General features: G+C 65.1%; 26 protein-coding genes. 13 read left to right on the top strand and 13 right to left on the bottom strand.

Going from position 1 to position 26555, the window contains the following annotated elements:
* Positions 1-279 precede the first annotated feature (279 nt).
* Positions 280-939: a DedA family protein gene (locus tag RAD16_RS00745; protein ID WP_458155980.1), complete on the top strand. Its 660-nt coding sequence runs from the start codon at positions 280-282 to the stop codon at positions 937-939.
* A 21-nt stretch (positions 940-960) separates the two neighbouring features.
* Here RAD16_RS00745 and RAD16_RS00740 read toward each other — a convergent pair whose 3' ends face one another.
* On the bottom strand, positions 961-1332 hold the full coding sequence (locus tag RAD16_RS00740; RefSeq protein ID WP_458155979.1) for a nuclear transport factor 2 family protein: 372 nt from the start codon (positions 1330-1332) through the stop codon (positions 961-963).
* 39 nt (positions 1333-1371) lie between these two features.
* Positions 1372-1974: an NADPH-dependent F420 reductase gene (locus RAD16_RS00735; RefSeq protein ID WP_458155978.1), complete on the bottom strand. Its 603-nt coding sequence runs from the start codon at positions 1972-1974 to the stop codon at positions 1372-1374.
* Between the two features lie 128 nt (positions 1975-2102).
* Here RAD16_RS00735 and RAD16_RS00730 point away from each other — a divergent pair, with 128 nt between their 5' ends.
* Complete coding sequence (locus tag RAD16_RS00730) at positions 2103-3032, top strand: LysR substrate-binding domain-containing protein (protein ID WP_458155977.1); 930 nt, start codon at positions 2103-2105, stop codon at positions 3030-3032.
* Between the two features lie 24 nt (positions 3033-3056).
* On the opposite strand, the gene RAD16_RS00725 is transcribed toward RAD16_RS00730, so the two are convergent.
* Entirely contained in the window at positions 3057-4286 is a 1230-nt protein-coding gene (locus tag RAD16_RS00725) for a citrate/2-methylcitrate synthase (protein WP_458155976.1), read from the bottom strand.
* 81 nt (positions 4287-4367) lie between these two features.
* Here RAD16_RS00725 and RAD16_RS00720 point away from each other — a divergent pair, with 81 nt between their 5' ends.
* Positions 4368-5462 (top strand): citrate synthase/methylcitrate synthase, encoded by a 1095-nt coding sequence (locus RAD16_RS00720; RefSeq protein ID WP_458155975.1) that lies wholly within the window; start codon positions 4368-4370, stop codon positions 5460-5462.
* 127 nt (positions 5463-5589) lie between these two features.
* On the opposite strand, the gene RAD16_RS00715 is transcribed toward RAD16_RS00720, so the two are convergent.
* Together RAD16_RS00715 and RAD16_RS00710 are read right to left on the bottom strand one after the other, a co-directional pair.
* Positions 5590-7092 (bottom strand): flavin-containing monooxygenase, encoded by a 1503-nt coding sequence (locus RAD16_RS00715; RefSeq protein WP_458155974.1) that lies wholly within the window; start codon positions 7090-7092, stop codon positions 5590-5592.
* 118 nt (positions 7093-7210) lie between these two features.
* Positions 7211-7969 carry a S1 family peptidase gene (locus tag RAD16_RS00710; RefSeq protein WP_458155973.1) on the bottom strand — a complete coding sequence of 253 codons (759 nt, stop codon included), beginning with the start codon at positions 7967-7969 and terminating at the stop codon, positions 7211-7213.
* 92 nt (positions 7970-8061) lie between these two features.
* Here RAD16_RS00710 and RAD16_RS00705 point away from each other — a divergent pair, with 92 nt between their 5' ends.
* Entirely contained in the window at positions 8062-8697 is a 636-nt protein-coding gene (locus tag RAD16_RS00705; RefSeq protein ID WP_458155972.1) for an HAD-IA family hydrolase, read from the top strand.
* 123 nt (positions 8698-8820) lie between these two features.
* Here the strand turns inward: RAD16_RS00705 and mtnA are convergent, their stop codons facing one another.
* The 3 genes from mtnA to RAD16_RS00690 form a co-directional block, all read right to left on the bottom strand.
* Entirely contained in the window at positions 8821-9930 is a 1110-nt protein-coding gene (mtnA, locus tag RAD16_RS00700) for an S-methyl-5-thioribose-1-phosphate isomerase (protein ID WP_458155971.1), read from the bottom strand.
* Between the two features lie 30 nt (positions 9931-9960).
* A complete protein-coding gene (locus RAD16_RS00695) occupies positions 9961-10836 on the bottom strand; it encodes an S-methyl-5'-thioadenosine phosphorylase (protein ID WP_458155970.1) in 876 nt (291 codons plus the stop codon).
* Positions 10837-11061: 225 nt separating this feature from the next.
* On the bottom strand, positions 11062-11334 hold the full coding sequence (locus RAD16_RS00690; RefSeq protein WP_458155969.1) for a phosphopantetheine-binding protein: 273 nt from the start codon (positions 11332-11334) through the stop codon (positions 11062-11064).
* Positions 11335-11694: 360 nt separating this feature from the next.
* Between RAD16_RS00690 and RAD16_RS00685 the strand changes: the two genes are divergently transcribed.
* The 7 genes from RAD16_RS00685 to RAD16_RS00655 all read left to right on the top strand — a co-directional run bounded on the left by RAD16_RS00685 (position 11695) and on the right by RAD16_RS00655 (position 21433).
* Positions 11695-12912, top strand: a complete 1218-nt coding sequence (locus tag RAD16_RS00685; protein ID WP_458155968.1) for an acyl-CoA dehydrogenase family protein — start codon at positions 11695-11697, stop codon at positions 12910-12912.
* A 39-nt stretch (positions 12913-12951) separates the two neighbouring features.
* Entirely contained in the window at positions 12952-13932 is a 981-nt protein-coding gene (locus tag RAD16_RS00680; RefSeq protein WP_326903238.1) for an amino acid--[acyl-carrier-protein] ligase, read from the top strand.
* A 115-nt stretch (positions 13933-14047) separates the two neighbouring features.
* Positions 14048-14923 carry an acyl-CoA acyltransferase gene (locus RAD16_RS00675; RefSeq protein ID WP_458155967.1) on the top strand — a complete coding sequence of 292 codons (876 nt, stop codon included), beginning with the start codon at positions 14048-14050 and terminating at the stop codon, positions 14921-14923.
* Between the two features lie 318 nt (positions 14924-15241).
* Positions 15242-18109: a PAS-domain containing protein gene (locus tag RAD16_RS00670; protein ID WP_458155966.1), complete on the top strand. Its 2868-nt coding sequence runs from the start codon at positions 15242-15244 to the stop codon at positions 18107-18109.
* Positions 18110-18311: 202 nt separating this feature from the next.
* Positions 18312-19286: a Bug family tripartite tricarboxylate transporter substrate binding protein gene (locus RAD16_RS00665; RefSeq protein WP_458155965.1), complete on the top strand. Its 975-nt coding sequence runs from the start codon at positions 18312-18314 to the stop codon at positions 19284-19286.
* Between the two features lie 148 nt (positions 19287-19434).
* The gene (locus RAD16_RS00660; protein ID WP_458155964.1) at positions 19435-19920 is read left to right on the top strand and encodes a tripartite tricarboxylate transporter TctB family protein; all 486 of its coding nucleotides are present in this window, start codon (positions 19435-19437) and stop codon (positions 19918-19920) included.
* A 4-nt stretch (positions 19921-19924) separates the two neighbouring features.
* On the top strand, positions 19925-21433 hold the full coding sequence (locus RAD16_RS00655; protein ID WP_458155963.1) for a tripartite tricarboxylate transporter permease: 1509 nt from the start codon (positions 19925-19927) through the stop codon (positions 21431-21433).
* A gap of 12 nt (positions 21434-21445) precedes the next feature.
* On the opposite strand, the gene RAD16_RS00650 is transcribed toward RAD16_RS00655, so the two are convergent.
* Positions 21446-21910 carry a MarR family winged helix-turn-helix transcriptional regulator gene (locus tag RAD16_RS00650; RefSeq protein WP_458155962.1) on the bottom strand — a complete coding sequence of 155 codons (465 nt, stop codon included), beginning with the start codon at positions 21908-21910 and terminating at the stop codon, positions 21446-21448.
* A 111-nt stretch (positions 21911-22021) separates the two neighbouring features.
* On the opposite strand from RAD16_RS00650, the gene RAD16_RS00645 reads away from it, so the two are divergent.
* Complete coding sequence (locus RAD16_RS00645) at positions 22022-22390, top strand: antibiotic biosynthesis monooxygenase family protein (protein ID WP_458155961.1); 369 nt, start codon at positions 22022-22024, stop codon at positions 22388-22390.
* A 73-nt stretch (positions 22391-22463) separates the two neighbouring features.
* Here the strand turns inward: RAD16_RS00645 and RAD16_RS00640 are convergent, their stop codons facing one another.
* Entirely contained in the window at positions 22464-24152 is a 1689-nt protein-coding gene (locus tag RAD16_RS00640; RefSeq protein ID WP_458155960.1) for an EAL domain-containing protein, read from the bottom strand.
* Positions 24153-24374: 222 nt separating this feature from the next.
* On the opposite strand from RAD16_RS00640, the gene RAD16_RS00635 reads away from it, so the two are divergent.
* A complete protein-coding gene (locus tag RAD16_RS00635; RefSeq protein WP_458155959.1) occupies positions 24375-24635 on the top strand; it encodes a hypothetical protein in 261 nt (86 codons plus the stop codon).
* 6 nt (positions 24636-24641) lie between these two features.
* On the opposite strand, the gene RAD16_RS00630 is transcribed toward RAD16_RS00635, so the two are convergent.
* The 3 genes from RAD16_RS00630 to mtgA all read right to left on the bottom strand — a co-directional run bounded on the left by RAD16_RS00630 (position 24642) and on the right by mtgA (position 26448).
* The gene (locus tag RAD16_RS00630; protein ID WP_458156414.1) at positions 24642-25283 is read right to left on the bottom strand and encodes a hypothetical protein; all 642 of its coding nucleotides are present in this window, start codon (positions 25281-25283) and stop codon (positions 24642-24644) included.
* A gap of 138 nt (positions 25284-25421) precedes the next feature.
* Positions 25422-25604, bottom strand: a complete 183-nt coding sequence (gene rpmF, locus RAD16_RS00625; protein WP_007598106.1) for a 50S ribosomal protein L32 — start codon at positions 25602-25604, stop codon at positions 25422-25424.
* Positions 25605-25773: 169 nt separating this feature from the next.
* Positions 25774-26448, bottom strand: a complete 675-nt coding sequence (gene mtgA, locus RAD16_RS00620; protein ID WP_458155958.1) for a monofunctional biosynthetic peptidoglycan transglycosylase — start codon at positions 26446-26448, stop codon at positions 25774-25776.
* Between the last annotated feature and the right edge of the window lie 107 nt (positions 26449-26555).

The following is a 26555-nucleotide window of genomic DNA, read 5'->3' as shown; positions in this document are numbered from 1 at the left end:
GGGCGATCCCGAGACCAGTTATTGCACGTTGGCTGCGGCTGGGTGCATCTGCGAACCTATCAGAGAGACGTGGCTGGCAGAAGCCCGCCCCTCAATCAAAGTTCCATTGTCTTTTCATTTAGATAGGTGAGGAACGCAGTTTTTGGAGGGCTGCGTTGCGAATCACGCTCGAATTTCGGGCGGGATGGGCCGCCTGCCCAAGCGAATGGCACTTTTCCCGGCCGACCTTACTTATGTAGGGTTCTGAACCCGAAAGCCCCTGCCCACCACAGAGACGACGTGACGACCTTTCTCGATCCCCTCATCGCCTTCGTCTCAGTCCATGTGTGGCTGGCCTACCTGACCCTGTTCCTGGCGGCGCTGCTCGAAGCCGTGCCGGTGGTGGGGTCGGTGATCCCCGGCTCGACCATCATCCTGGCCCTGAGCGCCCTGGTTCCCGGCGGCGAGCTGAAGCTGCAATGGGTGCTGCTGGCGGCCGCGCTCGGCGCCGTGCTGGGCGACGGTTCCGCCTACTGGATCGGGCACCGGCGGCAGCGCGAGATCCTCAACACCTGGCCGCTGACCAACTACCCCCGCGTGGTCGCCGAGAGCGAAAGCTTCTTCCACCGCTTCGGAACCTGGGCCGTATTCTTCGCCCGCTTCGTGCCGCCGATCCGCGCCTTCGTGCCGGTGACGGCCGGCGCGCTCGGGATGGCACCGGCAAAATTCTACGCCGTGAACATCCCGGCGATCCTGTTCTGGGCACCCGCCCATGTGCTGCCGGGCGTGCTGGCGGTGTCGGCCCTCCACCAATATTTCGGCGTGCCGCACCATGGGCATCCGTTCAAGCACATCTGGATTTTGACCGTGGTCGCGGTGGCGATCGTGTTGGGCGTGGCGGTCTGGATCTATCGCCGGCGGAACGGCGGCGGTGTCGCGGCGGCGAAGCCGCAGAGCTAACGCCGCCGACGCGACCTTCTCTCAGGGCGTATTGAGCAGCACCCACAGCCGCGCGATTTTGCCGTCTTCGATTTCGGCCACGTCGGCTCCGGTCACTGCGATCGGACCATGCTCAGGCCCGGCGTGCCAGGCTAGATGCGCGAGGCCATGATGCCCGACAGCGACGCCCTCCGGCACGAACCTGAAGGCTGGCCCAAACTGCGTCAGCAGATTCCCGGCGACGCGCGATATCTCGGCCCGTCCGCGGACGATATTGGTCGGCTCGTACATGACGGGCTCTTCGACGAACAATTCGGCTATGGCGATTTGTCGCTTGCCATCATCCCGCTCGTTGAACACGCGCTCCAAATTTGAGCGAAGCAAATGGTCGAAATCGATATCATCGGTTTTCATTGTGTTCCCTTTCATCATCTTGCCTAAGCGCCCGGCGCATCAGCCGAACTTGACCAGATTCAGCGCGGGAAGCGGGCCACCGGGGAACTGGACCAACCTGCCGCCGATTGCGAGCGAACCCAGATCGATACCGAAGAATCCCAGCCGATCGATCAGCGCGCCGACTACGGCTTTCGCGCCGACATCGTCTCCGGAGTAGAATAAGACACGCTTGCCACCCTCGCTCTCCGGATCAGCCGTCAGGAATTGCGGCAACAGATGATTGAATGCCTTCACAACCCGCGCACCGGGGACTAGATCAGCGACGATTTCCGACGAGGCGCGACCATTCAGTTCGGCCGGCTTGAACAGCGGCGCCTCGATCGGATTGTTGGCATCAACGACGATACGTCCGCCGAAGGACGGCAGGCCGGCGAGCGCGCCTGACAGCTTCGACCAGTTGACCGCGACGAAGACGATATCCTTGGCGGCTGCTTCCTCGCGGGTGCCGGCGGTCACCAGCGGACCGAGCTCGGTCACGGTTGTCGCCAGACTCTCCGGGCCCCGGCTGTTGGAGAGTGTCACGGCGATACCCCGAGCCGCGAGCGCCTGAGCGATGGCGCGACCGATATTGCCGGCGCCGATGATGCCGATAGTGGACATTGAGAATACTCCTGAGCTGTTTGGAGATCAGCGGTGCTGATCGGTGGCCCAGAGATGACCCAAACATTCCCTCTTGATTAGCGGGATATCACTCGTAATATTTTCAACGTTTACTTGAGAATAGATCGATGGAAACGTTGGCGAACCTTGAATCCTTCCTCCGCAGCGCCGAATGCGGCAGCTTTTCAGAAGCCGGCCGGCGTCTTTCGGTGACTCCCGCCGCCGTTAGCCGGAACGTCGCCATACTAGAGCGCAATCTCGGCGTCCGACTGTTTCATCGTTCGACGCGGAAGCTGACGCTGACCGAGGCGGGCGAGACTTTTCGCTCCGCGATCGCCGACAATCTCGAGGGCCTTCAGGCAGCCATTGCCGGGATATCGACCGGGAGCGAGGAGCCGGCGGGCCTTCTCAAGGTGAGCCTGCCGCCGACATTCGGCACGGCCCATATCCTCCCCCTTCTTCCGGCCTTCCTGGCGCGTTATCCGCGGGTCCGCCCCGAGTGGCACTTCGAGAATCGCCAGGTCGATCTGATCGGCGAAGGCTATGACGCTGCGATCGGAGGTGGGTTCGAATTGTCGCCGGGGCTTGTCAGCCGAACACTTGCGCCGGCGCACATCGTCGCCGTGGCATCTCCGGCCTACATGTCCGGGCGCATATCGCCGACCAGGCCGGATGAATTGGCTGCACTCAATGGCATCGTGATGCGCTCGCTGCAAACCGGGCGCATCCGGCACTGGATGATGCGCGATGTCTTGGGACAGGAAGCTCAGGCGCCAATGGCCGAGACCATCGTGGTCAACGATCCCGCAGCCATGCGAGAGGCGGCGTTGTTGGGCCTGGGAGTTGCCATGCTTGCGACCGCCGACATCCTGCCTGCACTCGAAAATGGTTCGCTGCTGCGTCTGGTGCCGCGCTGGTATTGCGACGCCGGCGCAATCTCGATCTACCATGCCTCGCGCAAGCTGGTGCCCGCGAAGACGAGGGCCTTCGTGGACTGGGTGGCGGACGCATTCAGGAAAAACCGGCTCGCCGAGCGCTTCGCCGGGAGTCTAAGCTGACGTGTATATACGCGCGCGTCTGCCCTAGACCTTCGAGTCCGCTCCCCCTGCCCGCCGCCCCGGCGCCGGCCCTACATACCTCGCCCTCGGCCGGATCAGCTTCCCGAACTGCAATTGCTCGCTGGCGTGGGCGATCCAGCCGACGCTGCGGGCCATGGCGAACAAAGCGAGCTCGCTGCCAGCAGGCAGGCGCAGCGCGTGGACAAGGACGGCCAGCGCGTAGTCGATATTGACCAACTCGCCGGTCGCCTCGATGATCCGCTCCGGCACTTCTTTCGTGAATTTTCGCGGTGCGCCGGCGCGGGAGAGCGCGTTCAGCAGCGATTGCGCGCGGGGATCGCCGCGCTTGTAGACGCCGTGGCCGAAGCCGGCGAAACGCTCGCCGAGCGCGACGCGCTCGCGCACCATTGGCTCGACATCGCGGTCGATCAGCGTCTTGACCAGCTGCGAGGCCAGCACGCCGGCGCCGCCGTGCTTGGGGCCTTTCAGCGCGGCAAGGCCGGCGATGACGGAGTCGTAAAGGTTGAGGCCGGTCGAGGCCGCGCAGCGCGCCGTGAAGGTCGAGGCGTTCAGCTCGTGATCGGCGAGAAGCACCAGCGCGCGGCGGATGAGATCGGGCGCGTGCTTGTTGTCCGCCGCCCAGGCTTTCGCGATCTGCTGGTGCAGCGGCTCAGGTGACGGCTCGGCATTGAGCATGGTCGCGACCAGCAGGCGGACGATGCGCCCGCCGACCATCGCGCGGCCATCGGGCGCGCGGGTGAAGGCGCGGGAATCGGCGCTGGTCGCGAGCGCCAGCACGGCGATGGCGCGGTCGATCGGCGCCGCGCGGCGCGCAGCTTCTGAGATCGCACGCATCTCGTCGGAGATTTCCGGCTGATTGTCCGGCGCGAAGGGATCGACGTCGGAGACGTCCCACAGCAGCGTCGCGGTGTGCTCCAGCGTGTCGTTCTCGGCAAGATCGACGCAGTTCACGCCGCGATAGATCGCGCCCTCCTCGGTGATGGTCGAGATCTCCGTGTCCATCACCGGCAGGTCGGCATCGAAGCTGCGCAAGCCCCGCGGCTCGGGCGACGGCACCCGGCGCTCCTTGAGGGCGCGAACGTCCTCGGCGCGGTAGCGGTTCTTGCGCGAATCCGGCGTCGGCTCGGAGCGGATCAGGCCGCGGCTGACATAGGCGTAGAGCGTGGCCGGCGAGATCGCGAGCTCGGCGGCGGCCTCACGGGCGGAGAGGTAGAGCTCGCCGGAATTTTTCATATTGATTTATGTAATCAAGATTGATCAATCTGTCGAGAGGCCCGATTTTCCCTCGGTGCAGTGCAAAAAGGGAGATTGGCCATGAATATCCACCTCACCAAAAGCCAGATCGGGCTGGACGGCGTTCCCGCGGCCGAGACCGTGCTGAGCCATGTCGATGGCGAGCGCGGCGAGCTGATCATCGCCGGCGAGCATGTCGGGCGCCTCGCCGCCAAATCGAGCTTCGAGGGCGTCACCGCCCGGCTCTGGAACGGCGCCAGCAAGACCAGCCTGAGCGAGGCCAACGTGCGAGCGAGCCTGGGCGCGGCGCGCGAGCGCGCGTTCGCGCGGCTGGACGAATTGCTGCCGGCGACGCGCGGCATGGGCATCGTCGACGGGTTTCGCGCGGCGGTCGCCGGACTTCGCGCCGAGCATGGCCTCGCGCATGAGGCGACCATCGTCGGCGCGTTTCCGGTGATCGCGGGCGCGCTGGTCCGCCGGGCCAAAGGGCTCGAGCCGATCGCGCCAGATGCGAACGTCAGCCACGCCGCCGACACGCTGCGCATGCTGCACGGGCGTGCGCCCGCCGCGCGCGAGGTCACCGCGTTGGACGCTTATCTCGTCACCGCCAGCGACCACGGCATGAACGCCTCGACCTTCACCGCGCGCGTCGTCGCCTCGACGCAAGCCGATCTGTTTGCAGCTGTCACCGCGGGCTATTGCGCACTTACAGGTCCGCTGCATGGCGGCGCGCCGGAGCCGGTGCTGGAAATGCTCGACGCGATCGGCTCACGCGAGCGCATCCAGCCCTGGGTGGATGCGGCGCTCGCCCGCGGCGAGCGGATGATGGGCTTTGGTCACCGCGTCTATCGCGTGCGCGATCCGCGCGCCGACGTGCTCAAGACCGCGGTCGAGGCGCTGGCGTCCAACGGCACCGATCTGCCGTTCGCCGGCGAGGTCGAGGCCTATATCCGCAGCGCGCTGCGCAAGAAGAATCCGGACCGGCCGCTGGAGACGAATGTCGAGTTCTTCACCGCGATCCTGCTCGACGCGCTGGCGATCCCAAGGCAGGCGTTCACGCCGATCTTTGCGGTGGCGCGGGCTGCGGGGTGGACCGCGCATGCGCGCGAGCAGCAGCGGACGGGACGGCTGATCCGGCCGAGCTCGTCCTATGTCGGAGCGATGCCGGAGGCGTAATGAAGTAGCCCGGATGGAGCGAAGCGTAATCCGGGGTCTTTCGCGGACAACGACCACTTTCCCGGATTACGCTAGCGCTCCATCCGGGCTACGGGACGGCGGATGTACCGCCGTCCCAAACGACCCCTCACCCGTACACAAAGGCCTTGTCGTCGAGATCCGTCTTCGGGATCTCGTCCTTCTCGGTCCAGTAATCCTGGCTGTGCTGCCATTCCGGCTTGTCGCCGCGCTTGGGCAGCAGGTTCATGTTGCGCATGATGTAGCCGGGATTGAAGTTTTCCGGATCGATCCAGGGCAGGATCGGCATGTTGTGGTCCTCGGGCCGCAAGGCCACCTCGACCTTCTTGCTGCCCTTCGCCTTCATGTGTCCGAGCAGGCGGCAGACGAAATCGGCGACGAGGTCGACGCGCAGCGTCCAGCTGGCGCGGAAATAGCCGAACACCCAGACCATGTTCGGCACGCCCGTGAACATCATGCCGCGATAGGTGACGGTGTCGCCGAAGGCGAGCGGCTTGCCGTCGATCTCGAAGGCGATGTCGCCGAGCGCAGAGAGGTGGAAGCCGGTCGCGGTGACGACGATGTCGGCCTCCAGCAGCTTGCCGGATTTGAGCTGAATGCCATTCTCGACGAAGCATTCGATCTCGTCGGTGACGACGGACGCCTTGCCGCTGGCGATGCCCTTGAACAAATCGGCATCCGGCACGAACGCAATGCGCTGCCGCCACGGCCGGTAGCTCGGCGTGAAATGCGTCTCGACGTCGTAGTCGGGACCGAGCACCGCGCTGATCTGGCCGATCAGCTCCTTCTTCACTTGCTCCGGCTTGGACAGGCAGAGCTTCGTGAACGCATCCTGCTCGAACAGGATCTTTCGCCGGACGATCTCGTGGATCCAGGCCTCCTCGACCTGAAGCCGGCGCAGCTCCTCGGCGATCTCGATCGCGTTGCGCCCCAGGCGGAAATAGGTCGGCGAGCGCTGCAGCATGGTGACATGCGCGCAACTGTCCGCGATGTTCGGCACCAGTGTCGCCGCCGTCGCGCCCGAGCCGATCACCACGACCTTCTTGCCTGCGAGATCGATGTCCTCGGGCCAGGTCTGCGGATGGACGATGCGGCCCTTGAAGCGATCGGTGCCCTTCCATTCCGGCGTATAGCCTTCCGAATGGCGGTAATAGCCCTGGCACATCCAGAGGAAGTTTGCGGTGAAAATCTTCGCCTCGCCGGTGTCGGTCGTCACCGCTTCGATGGTCCAGAGATTCTGCTCGCTCGACCAGCTCGCCGAATTGATCTTGTGCTTGTAGCGGATGTGGCGGGCGATATCGTTGTCGTCGATCACCTCGTTCATGTAGGCGAGAATTTCTTCGGCGGTCGCGATCGGCGGACCGACCCAGGGCTTGAAGCTGTAGCCGAAGGTGTGGAGATCGCTGTCCGAGCGAATGCCGGGATAGCGATGCGTGGACCAGGTGCCGCCGAACGTCGCCTGCGTCTCCAGGATCACGTAGCTGGTGCCCGGAAGCTGCTTGTTGATGTGATAGGCACTCCCGATGCCGGAGATGCCGGCACCGACGATCAATACGTCGAAATGCTCTGAAACCTGCTTGGTGGTGGCGTGACTGCGAACAGCGACATTCATTGTTGCTTCTTGCCTTGCTTGTTTTTATGGCCGCCCTTGATGGGCGACGCGTTTCCTCCGCGACGGGCATGGTCGCCCATCGCGCTTCCGCATTAAAATGACATAGATCAATTCGCGATCAAAGCGCCGCGCCCCAGCTTCGCGCGGTCTGTAGGATCCAGTCGCGATAGAGCGTGAGCGGCGTGACACCGGTCAGGCCGCCGCAGCCGGCGGCACCATTTGGTCCCGTGGACCAGCTGACGACGCCGACAAGCACGGAGCCGCTCGGCTTGTCCTCGAACACGGGACCGCCGGAATCACCGGTGCAGGCGCCAATTCCGTCGCGAACACCGTTGGTTACGGGATCGACGAGGCGGATCTGAAGCGTGCCGGGCTGCCCGGTGGCGACGAGGCCCGCAACACGAATCGTGCCGCCGCTCTTGCCGTCGCCACGCACGGTGACGCCGATACCGGCGATAACGAAGCGGCTGCCGACCTGAATCGGAATACTCGGCATGCCGACCGGCACTGTCGTTTTTCCTTTCAGTGGAATTTCCAGTTGCAGCAATGCAACGTCTGCAGTGGCGCGATGCGCCTGCATCGCCTGCATGTTGAAGTTCGGATGGATCGCGACGATGCGAACATTCAGCAATTGCGGCGCGCCGTCGGCGCCGCGATCGACGATCTTGTAGTCGGCGCCGGGCTGCACGCAGTGGGCGACCGTCAGCACGAGCTTCGGCGCGATCAGGGTGCCGGTGCAGAAATTGCCGCGCGACCCGACGATGGTGACGATGGCGCGCGCGACGCCCTCGGTCTGCGGCGTGCCGCCGCCCACGATGGCTTGAGCGGGCGTCGCGAGCAGCAGCGCGGCTGTGATGAGAGTTGCAAGCTTCTTCATGGGAACACGCGTCGGCGGAGGAGGGCTTCGGACTGGCTCTTGCCGATAGCGCATGCTAGCCCTCTTGGAAAGGAATTGACGAGGGCAGGATCGTGACGGTCGAGGCGGTGATCTTTGATTTTGGCGGCGTGCTGACGAGCTCGCCGTTCGAGGCGTTCAAGCGGTACGAGACCGAGCGCGGCCTGCCGGCCGACATCATCCGGCGCACCAATGCCGCCAATCATCTGGAAAACGCCTGGGCGAAATTCGAGCGTGCCGAGGTCGACATCGAGACCTTCGACAAATTGTTCGCGGAGGAATCGCGCGCGCTCGGCGCGGAAGTGCGCGGCCGCGACGTGCTGCCGCTGCTGCAGGGCGATTTGCGTCCCGACATGGTCGAGGCATTGAAGCGCATCAAGGCGCAATTCAAGACCGGCTGCATCACCAACAATCTGCCGGCCAACGCGATCGGCAGCATGACGGGGCGCTCGCTCTATATCGCCGAGGTGATGGTGCTGTTCGACCACGTCATCGAATCCGCCAAGATCGGCCTGCGCAAGCCGGACCCGCGCATCTACCGGCTGATGGTGGAAACGCTGAAGGTCGATCCGGGCAAGTGCGTTTATCTCGACGACCTCGGCGTCAATCTGAAGCCGGCGCGCGAGATGGGCATGACCACGATCAAGGTCGCCAGCGGCGCACAGGCGATCGCGGAGCTCGAGAAGGCGACGGGGTTGAAGCTGGGGTAGTGAGATCGTCATTGCAAGGAGCGAAGCGACGAAGCAATCCAGGGTCTTTCCGCGGAGAGGACTCTGGATTGCTTCGCTGCGCTCGCAATGACGACGTGGAGCGATTGCGCCCAGTAAACTGAGCTACTCAGCCGCAGCCGCGACCCGCTCCGGAAACGCCGCCGCCAGCGCAGCGCGATCCGGCTTCAGCACGCCGCGCTCGGTGATCAGCCCAGTCACGAGCCGCGCCGGGGTCACGTCGAAGGCGTAGTTCGCAACCGGCGAGCCCTCGGGCACGATGCGTACCGTCTCCAGCCTGCCATCAGCGGTGCGGCCGGTCATGTCGGTCACCTCCGCCCCGCTGCGCTGCTCGATCGGGATGTCGCGGATGCCGTCATTGACGGCGAAGTCGATCGTCGGCGACGGCAGTGCGACATAGAACGGCACGTTGTTGTCGTGCGCGGCGAGCGCCTTCAGATAGGTGCCGATCTTGTTGCACACGTCGCCATTGGCGGCGACGCGGTCGGTCCCGACGATGGCGAGATCGACCATGCCGTGCTGCATCAGGTGCCCGCCGGTATTGTCGGGAATCACGGTGTGCGGCACGCCGTGATGGCCGAGCTCCCACGCCGTGAGCGAGGCGCCCTGGTTGCGCGGGCGGGTCTCGTCGACCCAGACATGGATCTTGATGCCGCGTTCGTGCGCGAGATAGATCGGCGCGGTCGCGGTGCCCCAGTCGACGGTGGCGAGCCAGCCGGCGTTGCAATGGGTCAGCACGTTGACCGTCTCGCCCGGCTTCTTCCTGGCCACGATCGCCTCGATCAGCGCAAAACCGTTGGCGGCGATGCCGCGATTGATCTCGACGTCTTGCTCGACGATCTCGTCGGCGCGCGCATAGGCCGCCTCTGCCCGTTCAACGGGATCGATCGGCGCAAGCGTCGTGCGCATTTCGTCGAGCGCCCATTTCAGATTGATCGCGGTCGGCCGCGCCACGACCAGCGTGTCGTAGGCGCGTTTCAGGCCGGCGTCGGAGGAATCCTCGCGCATCGCCAGCGCCATGCCGTAAGCTGCGGTGGCGCCGATCAGCGGCGCGCCGCGCACCAGCATGTCGCGGATCGCGACCGCTGCGTCCTCGCACGAGGTCAGCTTTGCAACGATGAACTCATGCGGCAGCCGGCGCTGGTCGATCGCGCCGACCGACCAGCCGTCGCGCTCACGCCAGATGCTGCGGAAATGCTTGCCGTCGACCTTCATGGCGTTCTGCCTTTTCGTCTTTCTTGCGTCTCAGCCGCGCAGGATGCGCCCGGCCACCGCATCGAGCTTCTTCAGCAGTTCGGGATCGCGCGCCTCGGGCGCGGTGATCAGCGCGGTGTCGAGCGCGCGGTCCGAGCCGATCGGGCACGGCTCGTGCTCGCGCGGAAAATTCTTGGCCAGCCGCGCCACCAGCGCCTTGGCCTTGTCGGCATTCGAGGTCAGCACGCGGATGATGTCCTGCACGGTGACGGCATCGTGATCCGGATGCCAGCAATCGAAATCGGTCACCATCGCGACGGTGGCGTAGCAGATCTCGGCCTCGCGGGCGAGTTTCGCCTCGGGCATGTTGGTCATGCCGATCACGGAATAGCCCAGCGTCTTGTAGGTCATGCTCTCCGCATAGGTGGAGAATTGCGGCCCCTCCATGCAGACATAGGTGCCGCTGCGCGCGATCGCGAGGCCTTCGGCTTCGGCGGCCGCGGCGAGATGAATCCGCAGCCGCGGCGAGACCGGGTGTGCCATCGACACATGCGCGACGCAGCCCCGGCCGAAGAACGAGCTCTCGCGCTTGTGGGTGCGGTCGACGAACTGATCGACCAGCACGAAGGTGCCGGGCGGCAGTTCCTCCTTGAAGGAGCCACAGGCCGACAGCGAGATCAGATCGGTGACGCCGGCGCGCTTCAACACGTCGATATTGGCGCGGTAATTGATGTCGGAGGGCGACAGACGGTGGCCCTTGTCGTGCCGCGGCAGGAACACGATCGGCAGGCCGGCGATGGAGCCGCGCCTTAAGGAAGCCGACGGCTCGCCCCAGGGGCTCTTGATCACCTCTTCGTGCGCGCCCTCGAGCCCCGGCAGGTCATAGATGCCCGAGCCGCCGATGATGCCCAATACCGCCTGCGTCATGCCTGCTCCACCCTGTCCGCTACCTGCGACATGGTTAAGCTATGCCAGTTTTACGGCGGTTTTGGAACGGGGTGGTGCGCCCGATCGGCGTCATTGCGAGGAGCGAAGCGACGAAGCAATCCAGGCTGCCGCTGCGGAGACAGGCTGGATTGCTTCGCTGAGCCTGTCATCGGGCCGCGCAACGCGCGGACCCGGTGGCTCGCAATGATGGAGGAGAGAGCCGGCCTACGCTGCGTTCGCCGGCTGCAGCTGGGTCGAGACCATCCGCTCCAGCGTCTCGACGGACTGGAAATTCTCCGGCGTGATCTCGGATTGGGGAATCGTGAAGTCGAACTCGGCCTCGACGCCCAGCATGAGGTTGACCATGTCCATCGAGGTCAGGCCGGCATCGACGAGCTTTGTCTGCGGCGTGACATCGGCGGTGAGCGAGTTCTGTTCGAGGATGCCCTTCACCAGCTTGATGATGCGATCGCGCACGTCGGTGTCGAAGGCCTGCATGGTTAAATTCCCATCTGTCTACAAAAGGTCGGACCTGTCGCCCGGTACGATGGGCGCGACGGACCGATCCCACAATGGGCGCGACCATTACTTCACGCTTCTTAGTAAACGATGACTCAGATTGTAGGAAATCCCACCTTCTTCCAGATCCCTAACGCGATCGCGGAAATCCGGAGTTTGCAAACAACCGGACCTTAACTGTTCATTCGGAATGGGGCTTTGTTTACCCTCTATTTCATCGACGAATTTGAATTAAATCCGTAGCCTGATCTCACAAGCAAAGATGGTCGGAGGATCGCCTTCAGCGGCATCGCGAATGATGGCTGGCGATCCTGAACGATAAACCGGAGGCGGACGAGTATGAACGTGCGTGAAGCGGTCCTCACTGTCGACGAAACGCAAACGAGCTTCCTCGAAGAGGGTCCGTCCCTGATCGAACGCGCCGCGCGAACCGCGGCTGCCGCAGCGGCGGACGCAGATGGCGTCGATCGCGACGCCCGCTTCCCGCACAAGGCTTTCGAAGTTGCACGCGAGCAGAAGCTGCTCGGCGTCATGATCCCCGCCGAGTTCGGCGGCCTTAACGCCTCGATCCACGACGTCACCGACATCTGCTACACGCTCGGACGCGCCTGTGCCTCGACCGCGATGATCTACGCGATGCACACGACGAAGGTCGCCTGCGTCGTCAGGCACGGCCACGGCATTCCCTGGATGGAAACCATGATGCGCCGGGTCGCCCGCGACCAGTGGCTGCTCGCCTCCTCCACCACCGAAGGCCAGAACGGCGGCAACATCCGCGCCAGCGCGGCTGCGGTCGACCACGCCGGCGACACCGTCTCGCTGGTGCGCGATGCTACCGTGATTTCCTACGGCGCCGAAGCCGATGGTCTCGTCACCATCGCCCGCCGCGCCACCGATGCCGCCGCCTCCGACCAGGTGCTGCTGGCGCTCGCCAAGGACGATTATTCGCTGAAGCGGACGCTGGGCTGGGAAACGCTCGGCATGCGCGGCACCTGCTCGACCGGCTTCGAGCTGAAGGTCGACTGCCCCGCCGACCGCGTATTCCCCGAATCCTATGACAAGATCCACGCCCAGACCATGACGCCGTTCGCGCATCTGTGCTGGTCCTCGGCCTGGGCCGGCATCGCCGCCGCTGCGGTGACGCGCGCGCAGGCCTTCATCCGCAAGGCGGCCCGCTCTTCCGGCGGCCAGATGCCGCCGGCGGCCGCGCATTTCACCGCCGCAAAAATGTCTCTGGCAAAACTGCGAGCGCTGATCGCCGCCAATATCGACGCCTTTGCCCGCGCCGAGCATGACGAGCGCGCGCTGGGCTCGCTCGATTTCCAGTCCTCGATCACGCTTCTCAAGGTGCAGGCCTCCGAGCTCGCGGTCGAGACCGTGATGCATGCGATGCGCACCGCCGGCCTGTCCGGCTACCGCAACGACGGCGAGTTCACCATGGGCCGCCATCTGCGCGACGTGTTGTCGTCGCCGATCATGATCAACAACGACCGCATTCTGGCCAACGCCGCGACCTCGACGCTGATGAGCGGCGTGCCGACGAGCCTTCGTGACTAAGCCAACAAGAACAATTTTCAGATAGCAGGACACCATAACATGAACATTGCCGTCCTCCCCAACTCGCCCGAGACCGCGCCCGAGATTGTCGATCCGCTCGATCATCTCGCCGACAAGCTGTTCCACCGCATGGGCTCGGACGGCGTCTACGCCCGCACCGCGCTTTACGAGGGCGTCGTCGAGAAGCTCGCCGCGCTGATCACCCGGCATCGCGAAGCCGGCACCGAGGCGCTGCGCTTCCCGCCGGTGATGAGCCGCGCCCAGCTCGAGAAGTCGGGCTATCTCAAGAGCTTTCCGAACCTGCTCGGCTGCGTCTGCGGCCTGCACGGCACCGAGCGCGAGATCAACGCCGCGGTGAGCCGCTTCGATGCCGGCGGCGACTGGACCACCTCGCTCTCGCCGGCCGACCTCGTGCTGTCGCCCGCCGCCTGCTATCCGGTCTATCCGATCGCGGCGAGCCGCGGCCAGTTGCCGAAGGGCGGCCTGCGCTTCGATGTCGCCGCCGACTGCTTCCGCCGCGAGCCGTCAAAGCATCTCGACCGGCTGCAATCGTTCCGGATGCGCGAATATGTCTGCATCGGCACGCCCGACGACGTCGCCGATTTCCGCGAGCGCTGGATGGTGCGCGCTCAGGCGATCGCGACCGATCTCGGGCTGACCTTCCGCGTCGACTATGCCAGCGATCCCTTCTTCGGCCGCGTCGGCCAGATGAAGGCGGTGAGCCAGAAGCAGCAGCAGCTCAAGTTCGAGCTGCTGATCCCGCTGCGCTCGGAAGAGCAGCCGACCGCCTGCATGAGCTTCAACTATCACCGCGAACATTTCGGCACGACCTGGGGCATCCAGGACGCCAATGGCGAGCCCGCGCACACCGGCTGCGTCGCCTTCGGCATGGATCGCCTCGCCGTCGCCATGTTCCACACCCACGGCACAGACGTCTCCGCCTGGCCCGCCAAGGTGCGGGAGATCATGGGCATGCAGCCGCATGTTGCGGCTGACGCTCACGGCGAAGGCTGGCGCTAGAGCATGATCCGGACCCGAAGGGCCGCGTAGCGCAAAGCGCGGAGCGGTTTTCCGAAAAGACCATGCTGAAACGATAGACCAAACGAGGCCGACCATTTCCACGGGCAAGACGAGCGTGATTCACACCAAGGTCCGATGCCGCGAGATCACCGAAGCCGACGTCGAGAAGGTCGCCGACCTCCTGACGCGCGGCTTCGTCGGCCGCTCGCACAACTACTGGATCCAGGGCCTGCGCCGACAGGCCTTCCGGCCCGTGCCGGAGGGCTATCCGCGCTTCGGCTACATGCTCGACAATGACGGCGAGCCGGTCGGCGTGCTGTTGCTGATCTACACGGCGCGGAAGGACGGCGAAGAGACCTTCATCCAGTGCAATCTGTCGAGCTGGTATGTCGATCCGGCCTACCGCAACTACGCGCCGCTGCTGACCAAGATCGCGCAGCGGCACAAGGACGTCACCTATCTCAACATCAGCCCGGCACCGTGGACCTGGCCGATCATCGAGACGCAGGGTTTTCGCGCCTATTGCCGCGGCATCTTCTTCTCGGTGCCGGCGCTGGCGCGCGCCCCGCGCTGGAGCAAGATCGAGGTGATCTCGCAGCACGCCAAGACGATCGAGGGCCTCACCGAGGCCGAGACCGAGCTCCTGACGCGGCACGCGCGCTACAATTGCCTCAGCCTCGTCTGCCGCACGCCGAAGGGCACGTTCCCCTTCATCCTGCAGCCGGTACGCATCCGCCGCGGCTTCATCGCGCCGCCGGCGATGAAGCTGATCTACTGCCGCAGTGCCGCCGAATATGCCGCCTGCGCCGGCCGCATCGGCCGGCTGCTGCTGCGGCTCGGCAAGATCTCGGTGGCGGTCGATGCCAACGGCCCGATTCCGGGCCTCGCCGGTATTTATACCGAGCGCCGCGGCCGGAAATATTTCAAGGGCCCGCACCGGCCGCAGCTCGGCGATCTCACTGACACCGAGCTCGTGCTGTACGGGCCGTAGGGCCGCACGCGGCCTCCACACTCACCCCGTCATCCTGAGGCGCTCGCCGCGCGAAGCGCGGTGAGCCTCGAAGGATGAGCGGCCGGAATGCAGCCGGGCCGTCGCCCTTCGAGGCCTCCGCTTCGCTTCGGCGCCTCAGGGTGACGGTACAAGACACCCGATTCCGGTTGATGCATGGCCCCAGCACACGCATCTCTGCATCGCCGGTCACCCTCCGTAAACTACTGCGCTTAAGGGAATTTTCCCGCCTCTTCGCTACCCTCGGCGACTGAATTAGTTTGCGTTAAGTCTATTGCCCGCCGAGACCCAGACGATCCCATGACGTCGACCCGCGACAACGAGCTTGGTGCACGCCGCGAGCAGGGCCCGGAAGCCCTGGTCGCACTCGGCCAGCTTGCGCTCGATCACATGGAGCAGGGCGTCTGCGTCTATGACGCCGACAATCGCATCGTGGTGGTCAACCGGCGCTACCTCAGCCTGTTCGACATGTCGGCCGATGTCGTGCGCGTCGGCACGAGCTATCGCGAGGTGCTCGCGCATAGCGCCGCGCGCGGAAACTTTCCGGAAGGCGACCTCGACGCGCTGTATTCGGCGCGGATCGCGCAGATCGGGCGCGGCAAGCCGTTCCGCACCGAGCAGCGGCTTGCGAGCGGCCTCGTGATGTCGCTCGAGCTGAAGCCGCTTCCCGGCGGCGGCTGGATGACGATCTGCGACGACGTCAGCCGCCTCGCCCGGCTGGAGGCGGAATTGCGCGTGCAGACCGAGCGCAGCCAGCACGCGCTCGCCAACATGTCGCACGGCCTCATCATGTATGACGCCGACAGCCGCGTCGTCGTCTGCAACGAGCGCTTCCTGAATCTCTACAACCTCGACCCCGCCATCGTGAAGCCGGGCGTCGCGCACGGCACCGCCATCGACCACTGGCTCTCGCGCGGCAACAAGCCGGGCATGTCGGCCGACGAATTCCACGAGACGCGCCTGGAGGACGTGCGCGGCCGGAAGGCGAAGACCCTGCTGGTGATGCGCTATGACGGACGGATGGTGCAGGCGGTCTCCCGCTTCCTGCCCGACGGCGGCTGGGTCACCGTGCACGAGGACGTCACCGAACGGCTGCAATACGAGGAGACGTTGCGGCAGCAGAACGTCATGCTCGACGCGGCGCTGGAGAACATGGCGCACGGGCTCGCCTTCTACGATAGCGACATGCGGCTGCGCGTCTGCAACACCACCTACCGCAAGATCTATCGGCTGTCGCTGGAGGAGACCCGGCCCGGCACGCATCTCGGCGAGCTGATCGAACGATCGATGACGAACGGCGCGTTCTCTTCGGAATACACCCCGAAGCAGGTCCTGGAAACCGCCCGCGAACGGCTCGCACGCCGCGACTCCTCGCCGATGCGCCGGCGCATGACGAACGACACCATCATCTCGGTGCGCTATTGCGCGCTGGACGAGGGCGGCTTCGTCGCCACCTACGAGGACATCACCGAGCGCGAGAACGCGGTCGAGGAGCTGAGCGAGCAGTATCGGCGCTTCGACGCAGCCCTGAACAACATGAGCCAGGGCCTGTGCATGCTCGATTCGAGCCTGCGCGTGATCGTCTGCAATCGCCGCTATATCGAGATGTACGGGCTGTCGGCCGATATCGTGAAGCCGGGCGTCTCGATGCGCGAGATCATGGAGCATAGCTGCACGATCGGCATCCATCCGAACATGACCGGCGCCAAGCTCTATGCCGACTATGTCGAGCGGCTGCGCGAGGGCGAGCACACGCTGCATCGCCATTTGAGCGACGGCCGCATCATCAAGCTCAATCACAAGCGGATGGAGCATGGCGGCTGGGTCGTCACCTATGAAGACGTCACCGAGCGCCACAAGGCCCAGGCCCGCGTGGCGCATATGGCGCGGCACGATTCCCTGACTGATTTGCCCAACCGCACGCTGTTCCGCGAGAAAATGGGCGAGGGCCTGAACCAGGTCGCGATCGCCGGCGGCGCGATGGCCGTGCTGTGCTTCGACCTCGACAATTTCAAGACCGTCAACGACCGGCTCGGCCACGCCGCCGGCGACCGGCTGCTGCGCTGGGTCGCGGCGCGGCTGAAGGAGAATGTCGGCGAGCACGACACCGTCGCGCGCCTCGGCGGTGACGAGTTCGCCGTGCTCCAGCGCGGACCGCAGCCGCAGTCGGCCGAGAAGCTCGCCCGTCGCCTGGTCGAGATCATCGGTCATCCGCCGCCGCTGGAAAGTCAGTCGATCCATGTCGGCGTCTCCGTCGGCATCGCGATCGCGCCCGATCACGGTCTAGACGCCGACGAGCTTATGAAATGCGCCGACCTCGCGCTGTACCAGGCCAAGGCCAAGGGGCGCGGCGCATATCAGTTGTTCGAGCCCGAGATGGAAGAAGAGGCGCGCAGCCGGCATGCGCTGGAGCATGATCTGCGCGGCGCGCTGGAAGGAAACCAATTCCATCTGGTATTCCAGCCGCAGATGCGGCTCGAGAGCTCCGAGCTCACCGGCTTCGAGGCGCTGCTGCGCTGGAAGCATCCCTCGCGCGGCCTCGTCTCGCCGGCCGAATTCATTCCGATCGCGGAAGAGACCGGGCTGATAGTTCCGATCGGCGAGTGGGTGCTGCGCACCGCCTGCGCCACCGCGGCGTCCTGGCCCGAGGTCACCGTTGCGGTGAACCTGTCGCCGGTGCAATTCCGCTCGCGCGGGCTGGTGGCGCTGGTCACGAGCGCGCTGGCGGAGGCCGGCCTGCCGCCGCAGCGGCTCGAGCTCGAGGTTACCGAGACCGCCCTGCTCGACGACAGCGAAGCCACCATCGAGATCCTGCATCAGCTCCGTGCGCTGGGCGTCCGCGTCAGCCTCGACGATTTCGGTGTCGGCTATTCCTCGCTGAGCTATCTGCGCAAGTTTCCGTTCGACCGCATCAAGATCGACCGCTCCTTCGTCGGCACGCTCGGCGAAAGCCCGGAGAGCGTCGCCATCGTCCGCACCATCGCCAGCCTCGGCTCCGTGCTCGGGGTGGAGACCACCGCGGAAGGCGTCGAGACCGCCGAACAGCTCGACTTCGTCCGCGAGTGCGGCTGCACCGCCGTGCAGGGATATTATTTCGGCAAGCCCTGCCCGGCGGCCGAGGTCGGACGCACCATCGAGACGCTGAACGCGGTTCGGCGCGTGGCGTAAGGCTGCGGCTCCTTCAAATTCCGCCTCTCGGCACACCCCAAAACGACCAATTGTCGCACGTCCCGTTTCCGCGGGGATCACTGCCTCGCGCTCGCGGACGATCCACGCAATGCGCTTTTCTTCTCCGATGATTTCGGGGACAATCCCGTCATAACAAAGAGAAACGGCGGTCCAACGAGGCCGCCGTGCGGGAGGAGTTTCGATGTCGCGATACGGGCTGAAGACGATTGCCTTTGCCGCCATGCATGTTGTGGGCGCGCTGCTCGCAGGCCCCGCCAGTGCGCAGGACTATCCAAGCAAACCCATCACGCTGATCGTGCCGTGGCCGGCCGGCGGCTCCACCGACATCTCGATGCGCGCGATCGCCGACAGCGCCTCGAAGGTGCTGGGGCAGCCGATCGTGATCGACAACAAGGCCGGCGGCGGCGGTACGGTGGGCCCTGCGACCATGGCGGCGGCCGCAAAGCCCGACGGCTACACCATCGCGCAGATTCCGATCACCGTGTTCCGCCTGCCCCTGATGCAGGAGGTGTCGTGGGATCCGGCCAAGGACTTCACCTACATCATTCACCTCACCGGCTATACGTTCGGCGTGACCACCAGCGCGGAGTCGCAGTTCAAGTCCTGGAAGGACGTCGTCGACTTCGCCAAGGCCAATCCGGGCAAGGTGACCTACGCGACGCCGGGCACCGGCACCTCGCTGCATATCGGCATGGAGCAGATCGCGGCAATGTCCGGCATCAAGCTCACGCAGGTGCCGTTCAAGGGCGGCGCGGAGACCAACGCCGCGGTGCTGGGCCAGCACACCATGCTGCAGGCCGATTCCACGGGATGGCGGCCGCTGGTCGATGCCGGCAAGCTGAAGCTGCTGATGGTGTGGACCGGCGCGCGGTCGCCGAACTATCCCGATGTGCCGACGCTGAAGGAGCTCGGCTATCCCATGGTCTATGATTCCCCGTTCGGCATCGCCGGCCCGAAGGGCGTGGATCCCAAGATCGTCGCCAAGCTGCACGACGCCTTCAAGAAGGCGGTCGAGGATCCCGCGGTGATCGCGACGCTCGCCAAATACGACATGGTGCCGAACTACAAGAACACCGAGGACTACAAGAAGTTCGTCGTCGAGGTCACGGAGTCCGAGCGCAAGGTGATCGACGCGCTCGGACTTGCGAAGAAGTAGAGTCGTATCGCCACACATGCTGGCGTCATCCTGAGGTGCGAGCCGCGTTTGCGGCTCGCCTCGAAGGATGGATTGGGGCACCGTCGCCCTTCGAGGGCCGCTGAAGAAGCGGCCACCTCAGGGTGACGGTGGTCGAGAGGTGTCTCACATGACCGACCAAACCAACGTCAAACTCCGCTTCAACAACTCCGAGCTCTGGGGCGGGCTGATCGGGCTCGCGCTCGGCGGCTTCGTGATCTGGCAGGGATTGAAGCTCAAGCTCGGCACCATCAACGATCCCGGCTCCGGCTACGTGCTGTTCTACACGGGCATCCTGATGTGCGTGTTCGCGGGCTCCATCATCATCGCGGCAATCACCGAGGGCGGACCGACGCTGGCCTCGCGCTGGGAGAATGCGCGTTGGAGCAAGCCGTTGCTCGTGATTGCCTGCCTCGTGGTGTTCTCCTTCGCGCTGGAGCCGCTGGGATTTCTGCTGTCGTCGATCCCGTTGATGCTGCTGTTGCTGCGGCTGATCGACCCCGTGCGCTGGACGCTGGCGATCCCGGTCGCCGTGCTGGTGCCCATGGGCATGTGGTGGGTGCTCACGCGGCTGCTGTTGATCCAGTTGCCCTCGGGCCAGTTCGGGATGGGCTGATCGCATGGATACGCTGCTCAACGTCGCGCATGGGTTTGGCGTCGCCTTGCTCCCGATCAATTTGCTCTACTGCTTCATCGGTGTCTTCATCGGCACGCTGGTCGGCGTGCTGCCCGGCATCGGGCCGATCTCGGCGATGTCGCTGCTGCTGCCGGTGACGCTGTCGGGCACGCCGGAATCCGGCATCATCATGATGGCCGGCATCTATTACGGCTCGATGTATGGCGGATCGACCACCTCGATCCTGGTCAACATCCCCGGCGAAGCCGCCTCCGTCGTCACCTGCATCGACGGCCACCAGATGGCGAAGCAGGGCCGCGCCGGCCCCGCGCTCGGCATCTCCGCCTTCGGCTCCTTCATTGCCGGCACGTTCGCGCTGGTCGCTTTGATGCTGGTGGCGCCGCGGCTTGCCAGCATCGCGATTGCATTCGGTCCGGCCGAGTATTTCAGCCTGATGGTGCTCGGCCTCGTGGTGCTGACCTTCCTGACCCAGGGCTCGATGCCGAAGGCGCTGCTGATGGCGTGCATCGGCGTCGTGCTCGGGCTGATCGGGCTCGACAGCATCACGGCGCAGCCGCGCCTGAACTTCGGTCGCATGGAGCTGATCGACGGCATCGGCCTCGTGCCCGTCGTGATGGGCCTGTTCGGCGTCGCCGAGGTGCTGCTCAACACCGAGCAGGCGATCAAGCGCGACATCATCAACGCGAAGATCACGCAGCTTTTGCCCAACAAGGCCGATTGGCAGGCGAGCACCGGCCCGGTGGCGCGCGGCACGCTGCTCGGATTCCTGCTCGGTATTCTCCCGGGCGGCGGCGCGGTGGTGGCCTCGTTTGCGTCCTATGCGCTGGAGAAGCGGCTGTCGAAGACACCGGAGCGGTTCGGCCATGGCGCGATCGAAGGCGTCGCGGGCCCCGAATCCGCCAACAACGCGGCGGCCGGCGGCGCATTCATTCCACTGATGACGCTCGGCATCCCGCCGAACGTGGTGATGGCGCTGCTGCTCGGCGCCTTCGTCATCCACGGCCTGCAGCCGGGACCGCTGCTGATCACGCAAAACCCCGGCCTGTTCTGGGGCATCGTCGCCAGCATGTATATCGGCAACGTCATGCTGCTGATCCTGAACCTGCCGATGATCGGCATGTGGGTGCAGCTTTTGAAGCTGCCCTACAACATCCTGTTCCCGCTGATCATCCTGTTCACGATCCTCGGCGTGTACTGCTCCAGCAACAACGTGTTCGACGTCTATGTGATGATCGCGTTCGGCATCATCGGCTATTTCATGCGCAAGCTCGGCTACGAGCCGGCGCCGCTGGTACTCGCCTTCGTGCTCGGGCCGATGCTGGAGAACAATCTGCGCAAGTCGCTGATCCTGTCGCAGGGCGATCTCTGGACTTTCGTGCAGCGGCCGATCTCGGCGGCGTGCCTCGTGCTGGCGCTGATCCTGCTGATCGCGCCACTGCTGCCGGCGCTGCGCAAGAAGCGCGAGCTCGTGGCGCTGGATGAGGGGGCGTGAGAGGCGGCGCAATCACCCCTCGCCGCCTCCCTCCAGCCGGTCGCGCAGTGCGCCGATCACGCGATGCGCCGTCTCGATCTCCTTCACCGACAGTCCATCCGCCAGGCCGTTGACCCATGGGATCTGCAGGCGGCCGGCGGCATCGTAGACCTGCCTGCCCTTGTCGGTGAGCACCACAAGCTGCGCGCGGCGGTGATGCGGGTTGGTCTCGAACGCCACGAGGCCATCCCGCTCGAGGTCGTTGACGATCCGCTGCACGTTCTGGCGATTGGCGCCGAGGTTACGCGCCAGCCAGGCCACCGGCTCCGGGCGCTCGGCATCGACGATCGCCCCCAAAATCTGCCAGCGCGCGCTGGTGAGGCCGAGCGGCGCCACCAGCCGGTCACCGGCGGTCAGAAGCAAGCCGTTGGCCCGGAACAGATCGAGGATGAAGCCGGTCAGGGCATCACCCGCCGGGGTACGTTTGCTCTTGGTCATATCTTCCCGGTCATTTGTAATTATTGTTCCGTATTGACATCATCATGTCAAATATCTATGTCACATCCTGTCGAATTGACATGATGATACCAATTTACACGGAGTGATGCCATGCCCCAGATGCGTCCGCTCGACCCGAGTTTCCCGATCGACCGCCAGATCGCGCTCGATGCCGGCCCCGTGGTGCTGGTGAACCTGTTCACGCTGGATGCGGCGGATGAAGCGAGCTTCCTGACGAGCTGGCAGGACGATGCCGCCTTCATGAAGCGGCAGCCGGGTTTCATCTCGACCCAGCTCCACCGCGCCGTCGGCGACAATCCGACCTATCTCAATTATGCGGTCTGGGAATCCAGTGCGCATTTCCGCGCGGCGTTCACGCACCCGGAATTCCACGCGAAGATCGCGGACTACCCGACGTCCGCGGTTGCGAGCCCGCATCTGTTCGAGAAGGTGGCGGTGCCCGGGATTTGCGTGGCGTAGCCTGCCGCATCGTCATTGCGAGCGCAGCCAAGCAATCCAGACTGCCGTCGCGAAAAGATTCTGGATTGCTTCGCTACGCTCGCAATGACGGAGGAGAGAGCCGACCCCACGGGCGGTCGGCGGAGGCGAGGCCGATCAGGCGGCCCTGGATGTAGTCGCAGCCCCAGTCGCGCAGCATGTTGGCGGCGTCCTCGTCCTGCACCCATTCGGCCACCGTCTTGATGTCGAGGCGGCGGGCGAGGTCGATCAGGGTCTGCACGAAGGCGCGGTCGTCGGCGGAATGGGTGATGTTCTGCACGAAGGCGCCGTCGATCTTGACGATATCGACGCCGAGCTTGCGCAGATTGCGGAACGAGGTGTAGCCGGCGCCGAAATCGTCGATGGCGATGCGGCTGCCGAAATTCTTCAGCCGCGTGACGAAGCCGCGGACGTCGTCGATATCCTGGATCGCGACCGTCTCGGTGATCTCGACGATCAGCCGCTCGGCGACGCCGGGATGCGCGCGCATCAGCGATTCGATGCTCGCCCACCAGTCCGGATCCATGGTCGTATCCGGCGAGATGTTGAGGCTGAGGCAGATATCGGGCACAGCGGCGAGCTCGGCGACGACGAGTTCGAGCACGCGGTGATCGACCAGGCGAATCAGGCCGAGCCGTTCGGCGACCGGCACGATGTCGGGCGCCAGCAGCACCTGGCCGTCGCCCTGGTCCATCCGCACCAGACACTCATGGAATGCACGCTCGCGCGAGCCGGCCGCGACCACGGGCTCGTAGGCGAGCTTGATGCGGCGCTCGTTCAGCGCGGTGACGATCTCGTCGGTGACGCGGATGTTGACGCGGCGCTGCGCATCGCGCGTGGCGTCCGGACGCCAGGCCGCGAACGAGCCGACGCGGCGCCGCTTGGCGGCGTCCAGCGTTTCATGGGCGCGGTTGACCGCCTCGTCGGTGTTGCGGGCGTAGCGCGGCAGGCTGACCGCGCCGATCGAGGCGGTGACCGAGACCGGACCGGATTTCGTCGGCACCACCTCGTCGCGGATGCCGGCGAGGAAACGCTCGGCGGCGACGTTCATGTCGTCGATGGTGCAGTTCTTCAGGATCAGGCCGAACTTGTTGCCGGAGAAGCGCCCGAGCACGTCGCCGCCGCGCAGGCGCGCGCGGATACGCTTCGCGACGTCGAGGATCACAGCGTCGGCGACGTCGAAGCCGAAGGCGTCGTTGACGCGGGCGAGATGATCGATGCCGACCAGCATGAAGGCCGCGGTCGAGCGGAAGCGGGTGGTCTCCTCGATCGCCTCGGCCAGCGCCGCGATCAGATGCGAGCGGTTGAGCTCGCCGGTGAGTGGGTCGAGCCGGGCGAGCTTGGCCAACTCCTCGTCGCGGGCGTGGCGCTCATTGTTGATGCGGACGGAACCGATCGCGCGCGTGGGGCGTCCGTCGGGGCCGGCGAACCAGCGGCCGGTCTCCTCGACCCAGACCACGGGATCGGAGGCGCTCACACGCACGCCGTACTCGACCCGGTAGGGCGTGCCGTCGGCGCCATGCACGGCGGAGGTCTGCGCCAGCGCCGCGGTCCGCAGCGTCTGCGCGGGCTCGATCAGCTTGGCGAATTCGGCGCCGGTCGAAAGCCGCTCCGAGGGAATACCGGGGAAGACGGCGGGGAGTTGCTCACCCCAGACGATGACATCGCTGGCGATGTCCCAGGCGAATACGGCCTGACCGAGTGAAGCCAGGATGTCGGAGGCTTGCGGCAATGCAGGGGTCAAAATCGCCTCGTTTCGGGACAGCGGGGAGTGCAGCGCCGGTACAGAATATGGCCAGATTCGCCTACGACCCTAGGCAAAGTTCATAAACAATTTGGAAACCACGTTGTGAACGGACGTCGGAACCAAACCGGCCCGTCCGGCATAGGCCTTGCGAGTACTGACACGCACCCGGCGCCAGCGTCCCGAAACGCGACAGGCTCCGCCGGATCAACGGTGATAGCGATGTTGGGTACTGATCGATCGGAAGTGGCGGAAGGCAGCACGGGCACGGCCCTGGTGCCGGTGATCCCGACTGTCCAGTTGATCTACAAGGCCCCGCTGCCGCGCCCCGATTCGAGCTTTGTCACCCAGCTCCTCGCCAATGCCGAGCACCTGCCCCAGACCAGCAGGCTCCGCCGCGCCTCGTCCGAAGATGCGCGGGTGGCCTATGGCAGCAAGCACCCGCTCGGCAGCGTCACCGCGCGCACGCGGCAGGTGGCGTAAGCTCGATCAGCGCGGCGCGTCGGGAGACGGCGGCGTGCCGTTGCCCGGCTGCAGATGCGGCGAGGGAATTTCCGGCGAGGGCGGGATCACCGGCTTCGGCGCCGGATGATCCATCAGCACGGATTCGGCGACCGACTGCGCAGAAGGTGCAGGCGGCGCCATCGGGGCTGGCTGCGGCGCGGACATCGGCTCGAACTTGGGTTCGACCACGGCATCATCCGCCTCGGCCTGGCGCTTGGACTTGCGCGGCGCGGGCACGGTCGTCTCGGCGACATAAGTGACGCGGCGGCGCGTGCGCTGGGCGACACCGCCGAGGAAATCGGCCATCGCGAGCAGCACCAGCAGGAAAAAAGTGGAGTTGCCGAATTTGGGCCACATCACGAATTCGGCAGCCGCGGCGCCGAACACGATCAGCGACAGCAGATGGTCCATCAGGAATTTCGAGCCGGGCCGCGCCCCTTTGACCACCTCGAGCAGCAGCAGCACGATCCCGAGCGCGAGCATCAGATCGGCGAGCGTGACCGGCCAGGTCTCGCCCGTGATCATCGGCACCTTGAACAGCACGTCCGTGAAGGACACGCTCGGCATCAGGAAGGCGATGATGTTGTAGACCGCGAGCGGAATCAGGAGCAGCGGGAAACCGACCATCGGCGAAATGCCTTCTAGATATCCGGACAGGACAATGCGGCGGCGAAGCATTGGCTCCGCCGCCGTCACTGTCATATCTCATGTGTTGGCCGAAATCAGGCAGGTGAAATCATCCTGCCCGAAGAAAGGTCCTAAACTTTAGGACTCTTTCTTCTTCAGGACCTGACGGCCCTTGTACATGCCGGTCTTGAGGTCCAGGTGGTGGGGACGACGGAGCTCGCCGGAGTCCTTGTCTTCCACATAGGTCGGCTTCTTGATGGCGTCTGCCGAGCGGCGCATGCCACGGCGCGACGGCGAAGTTTTTCGTCTCGGAACGGCCATTTCAATATCCTCTAGGGATTGGTGTTCATCCGGGCATCGTCCGCGGGGGACGGCTCAGCACCCGCAATACGGGGCGAGCTGAATGCCGATCAAGGCCGGGCTTATAGAGGAAGGCTGGCCGTAAAGCTAGGCTCTTGGACCGGAAAATACGCCCGGAATGGGCCAAAAATCAGCGATTTTCCCGCCAACAGGTCGAAAGCGACGAGGCCTGCCCCCGCGCCATATAGGTCGCGGCCAGCCGCCGGACGCCCGGCCCGGGAGTCCGGGCGCTGCGTTTGACCGGATTCGGCAGGATCGAGGCCAGCAGCGCCGCCTCCCGGGACGAGAGGTCCTCGGCCGATTTGCCGAAGGCATAGGCGCTGGCCGCCTCCACGCCAAACTGGCCCTGCGGGCCGAGCTCGGCGATGTTGAGGTAAATTTCCAGGATCCGTGCCTTGGGCAGGACGAAGTCGATCCACAGCGCCAGCGGGAATTCCAGCGCCTTGCGGACAAAATCCCGCCCCTGCCAGAGGAACAGGTTCTTCGCGACCTGCTGGGTGATGGTGGAGGCACCGCGGAAGGCGGTACCGTCCTCCCTGGCGTCGTCGATCGCCTCGCGCAGAGCGCCCCAATCGATGCCGTGATGCTTGCAGAAATGCGCATCCTCGGCCGCCACCACCGCACGCGGCAGATAGGGCGACATCGCCGCCAGATCGATCCATTCCCGCTGCATCGGCGCGCCCCGCAGGCTGCGCCAGAGCATCAGTGTCGAGACCGGATGGCCGGCGCGGTAGAACGGCGCGATCACATAGGGCGCGAGAACCACGACCGCGAGCAACGCCAGCAGGATTTTAACGATGCGCAAATCGACCTTTCCGGCGGAGAACGAAACGCGGCCACGAGCCCGGCATTAAGTCTGTGATAATTCGGGCCTTTTCCAGCACTTTTTAGGCCTTCCAAACGATTGACTGG

The sequence above is a fragment of the Bradyrhizobium sp. 18BD genome (assembly GCF_054185225.1).
This window is presented reverse-complemented; position numbering and strand designations above follow the sequence as displayed.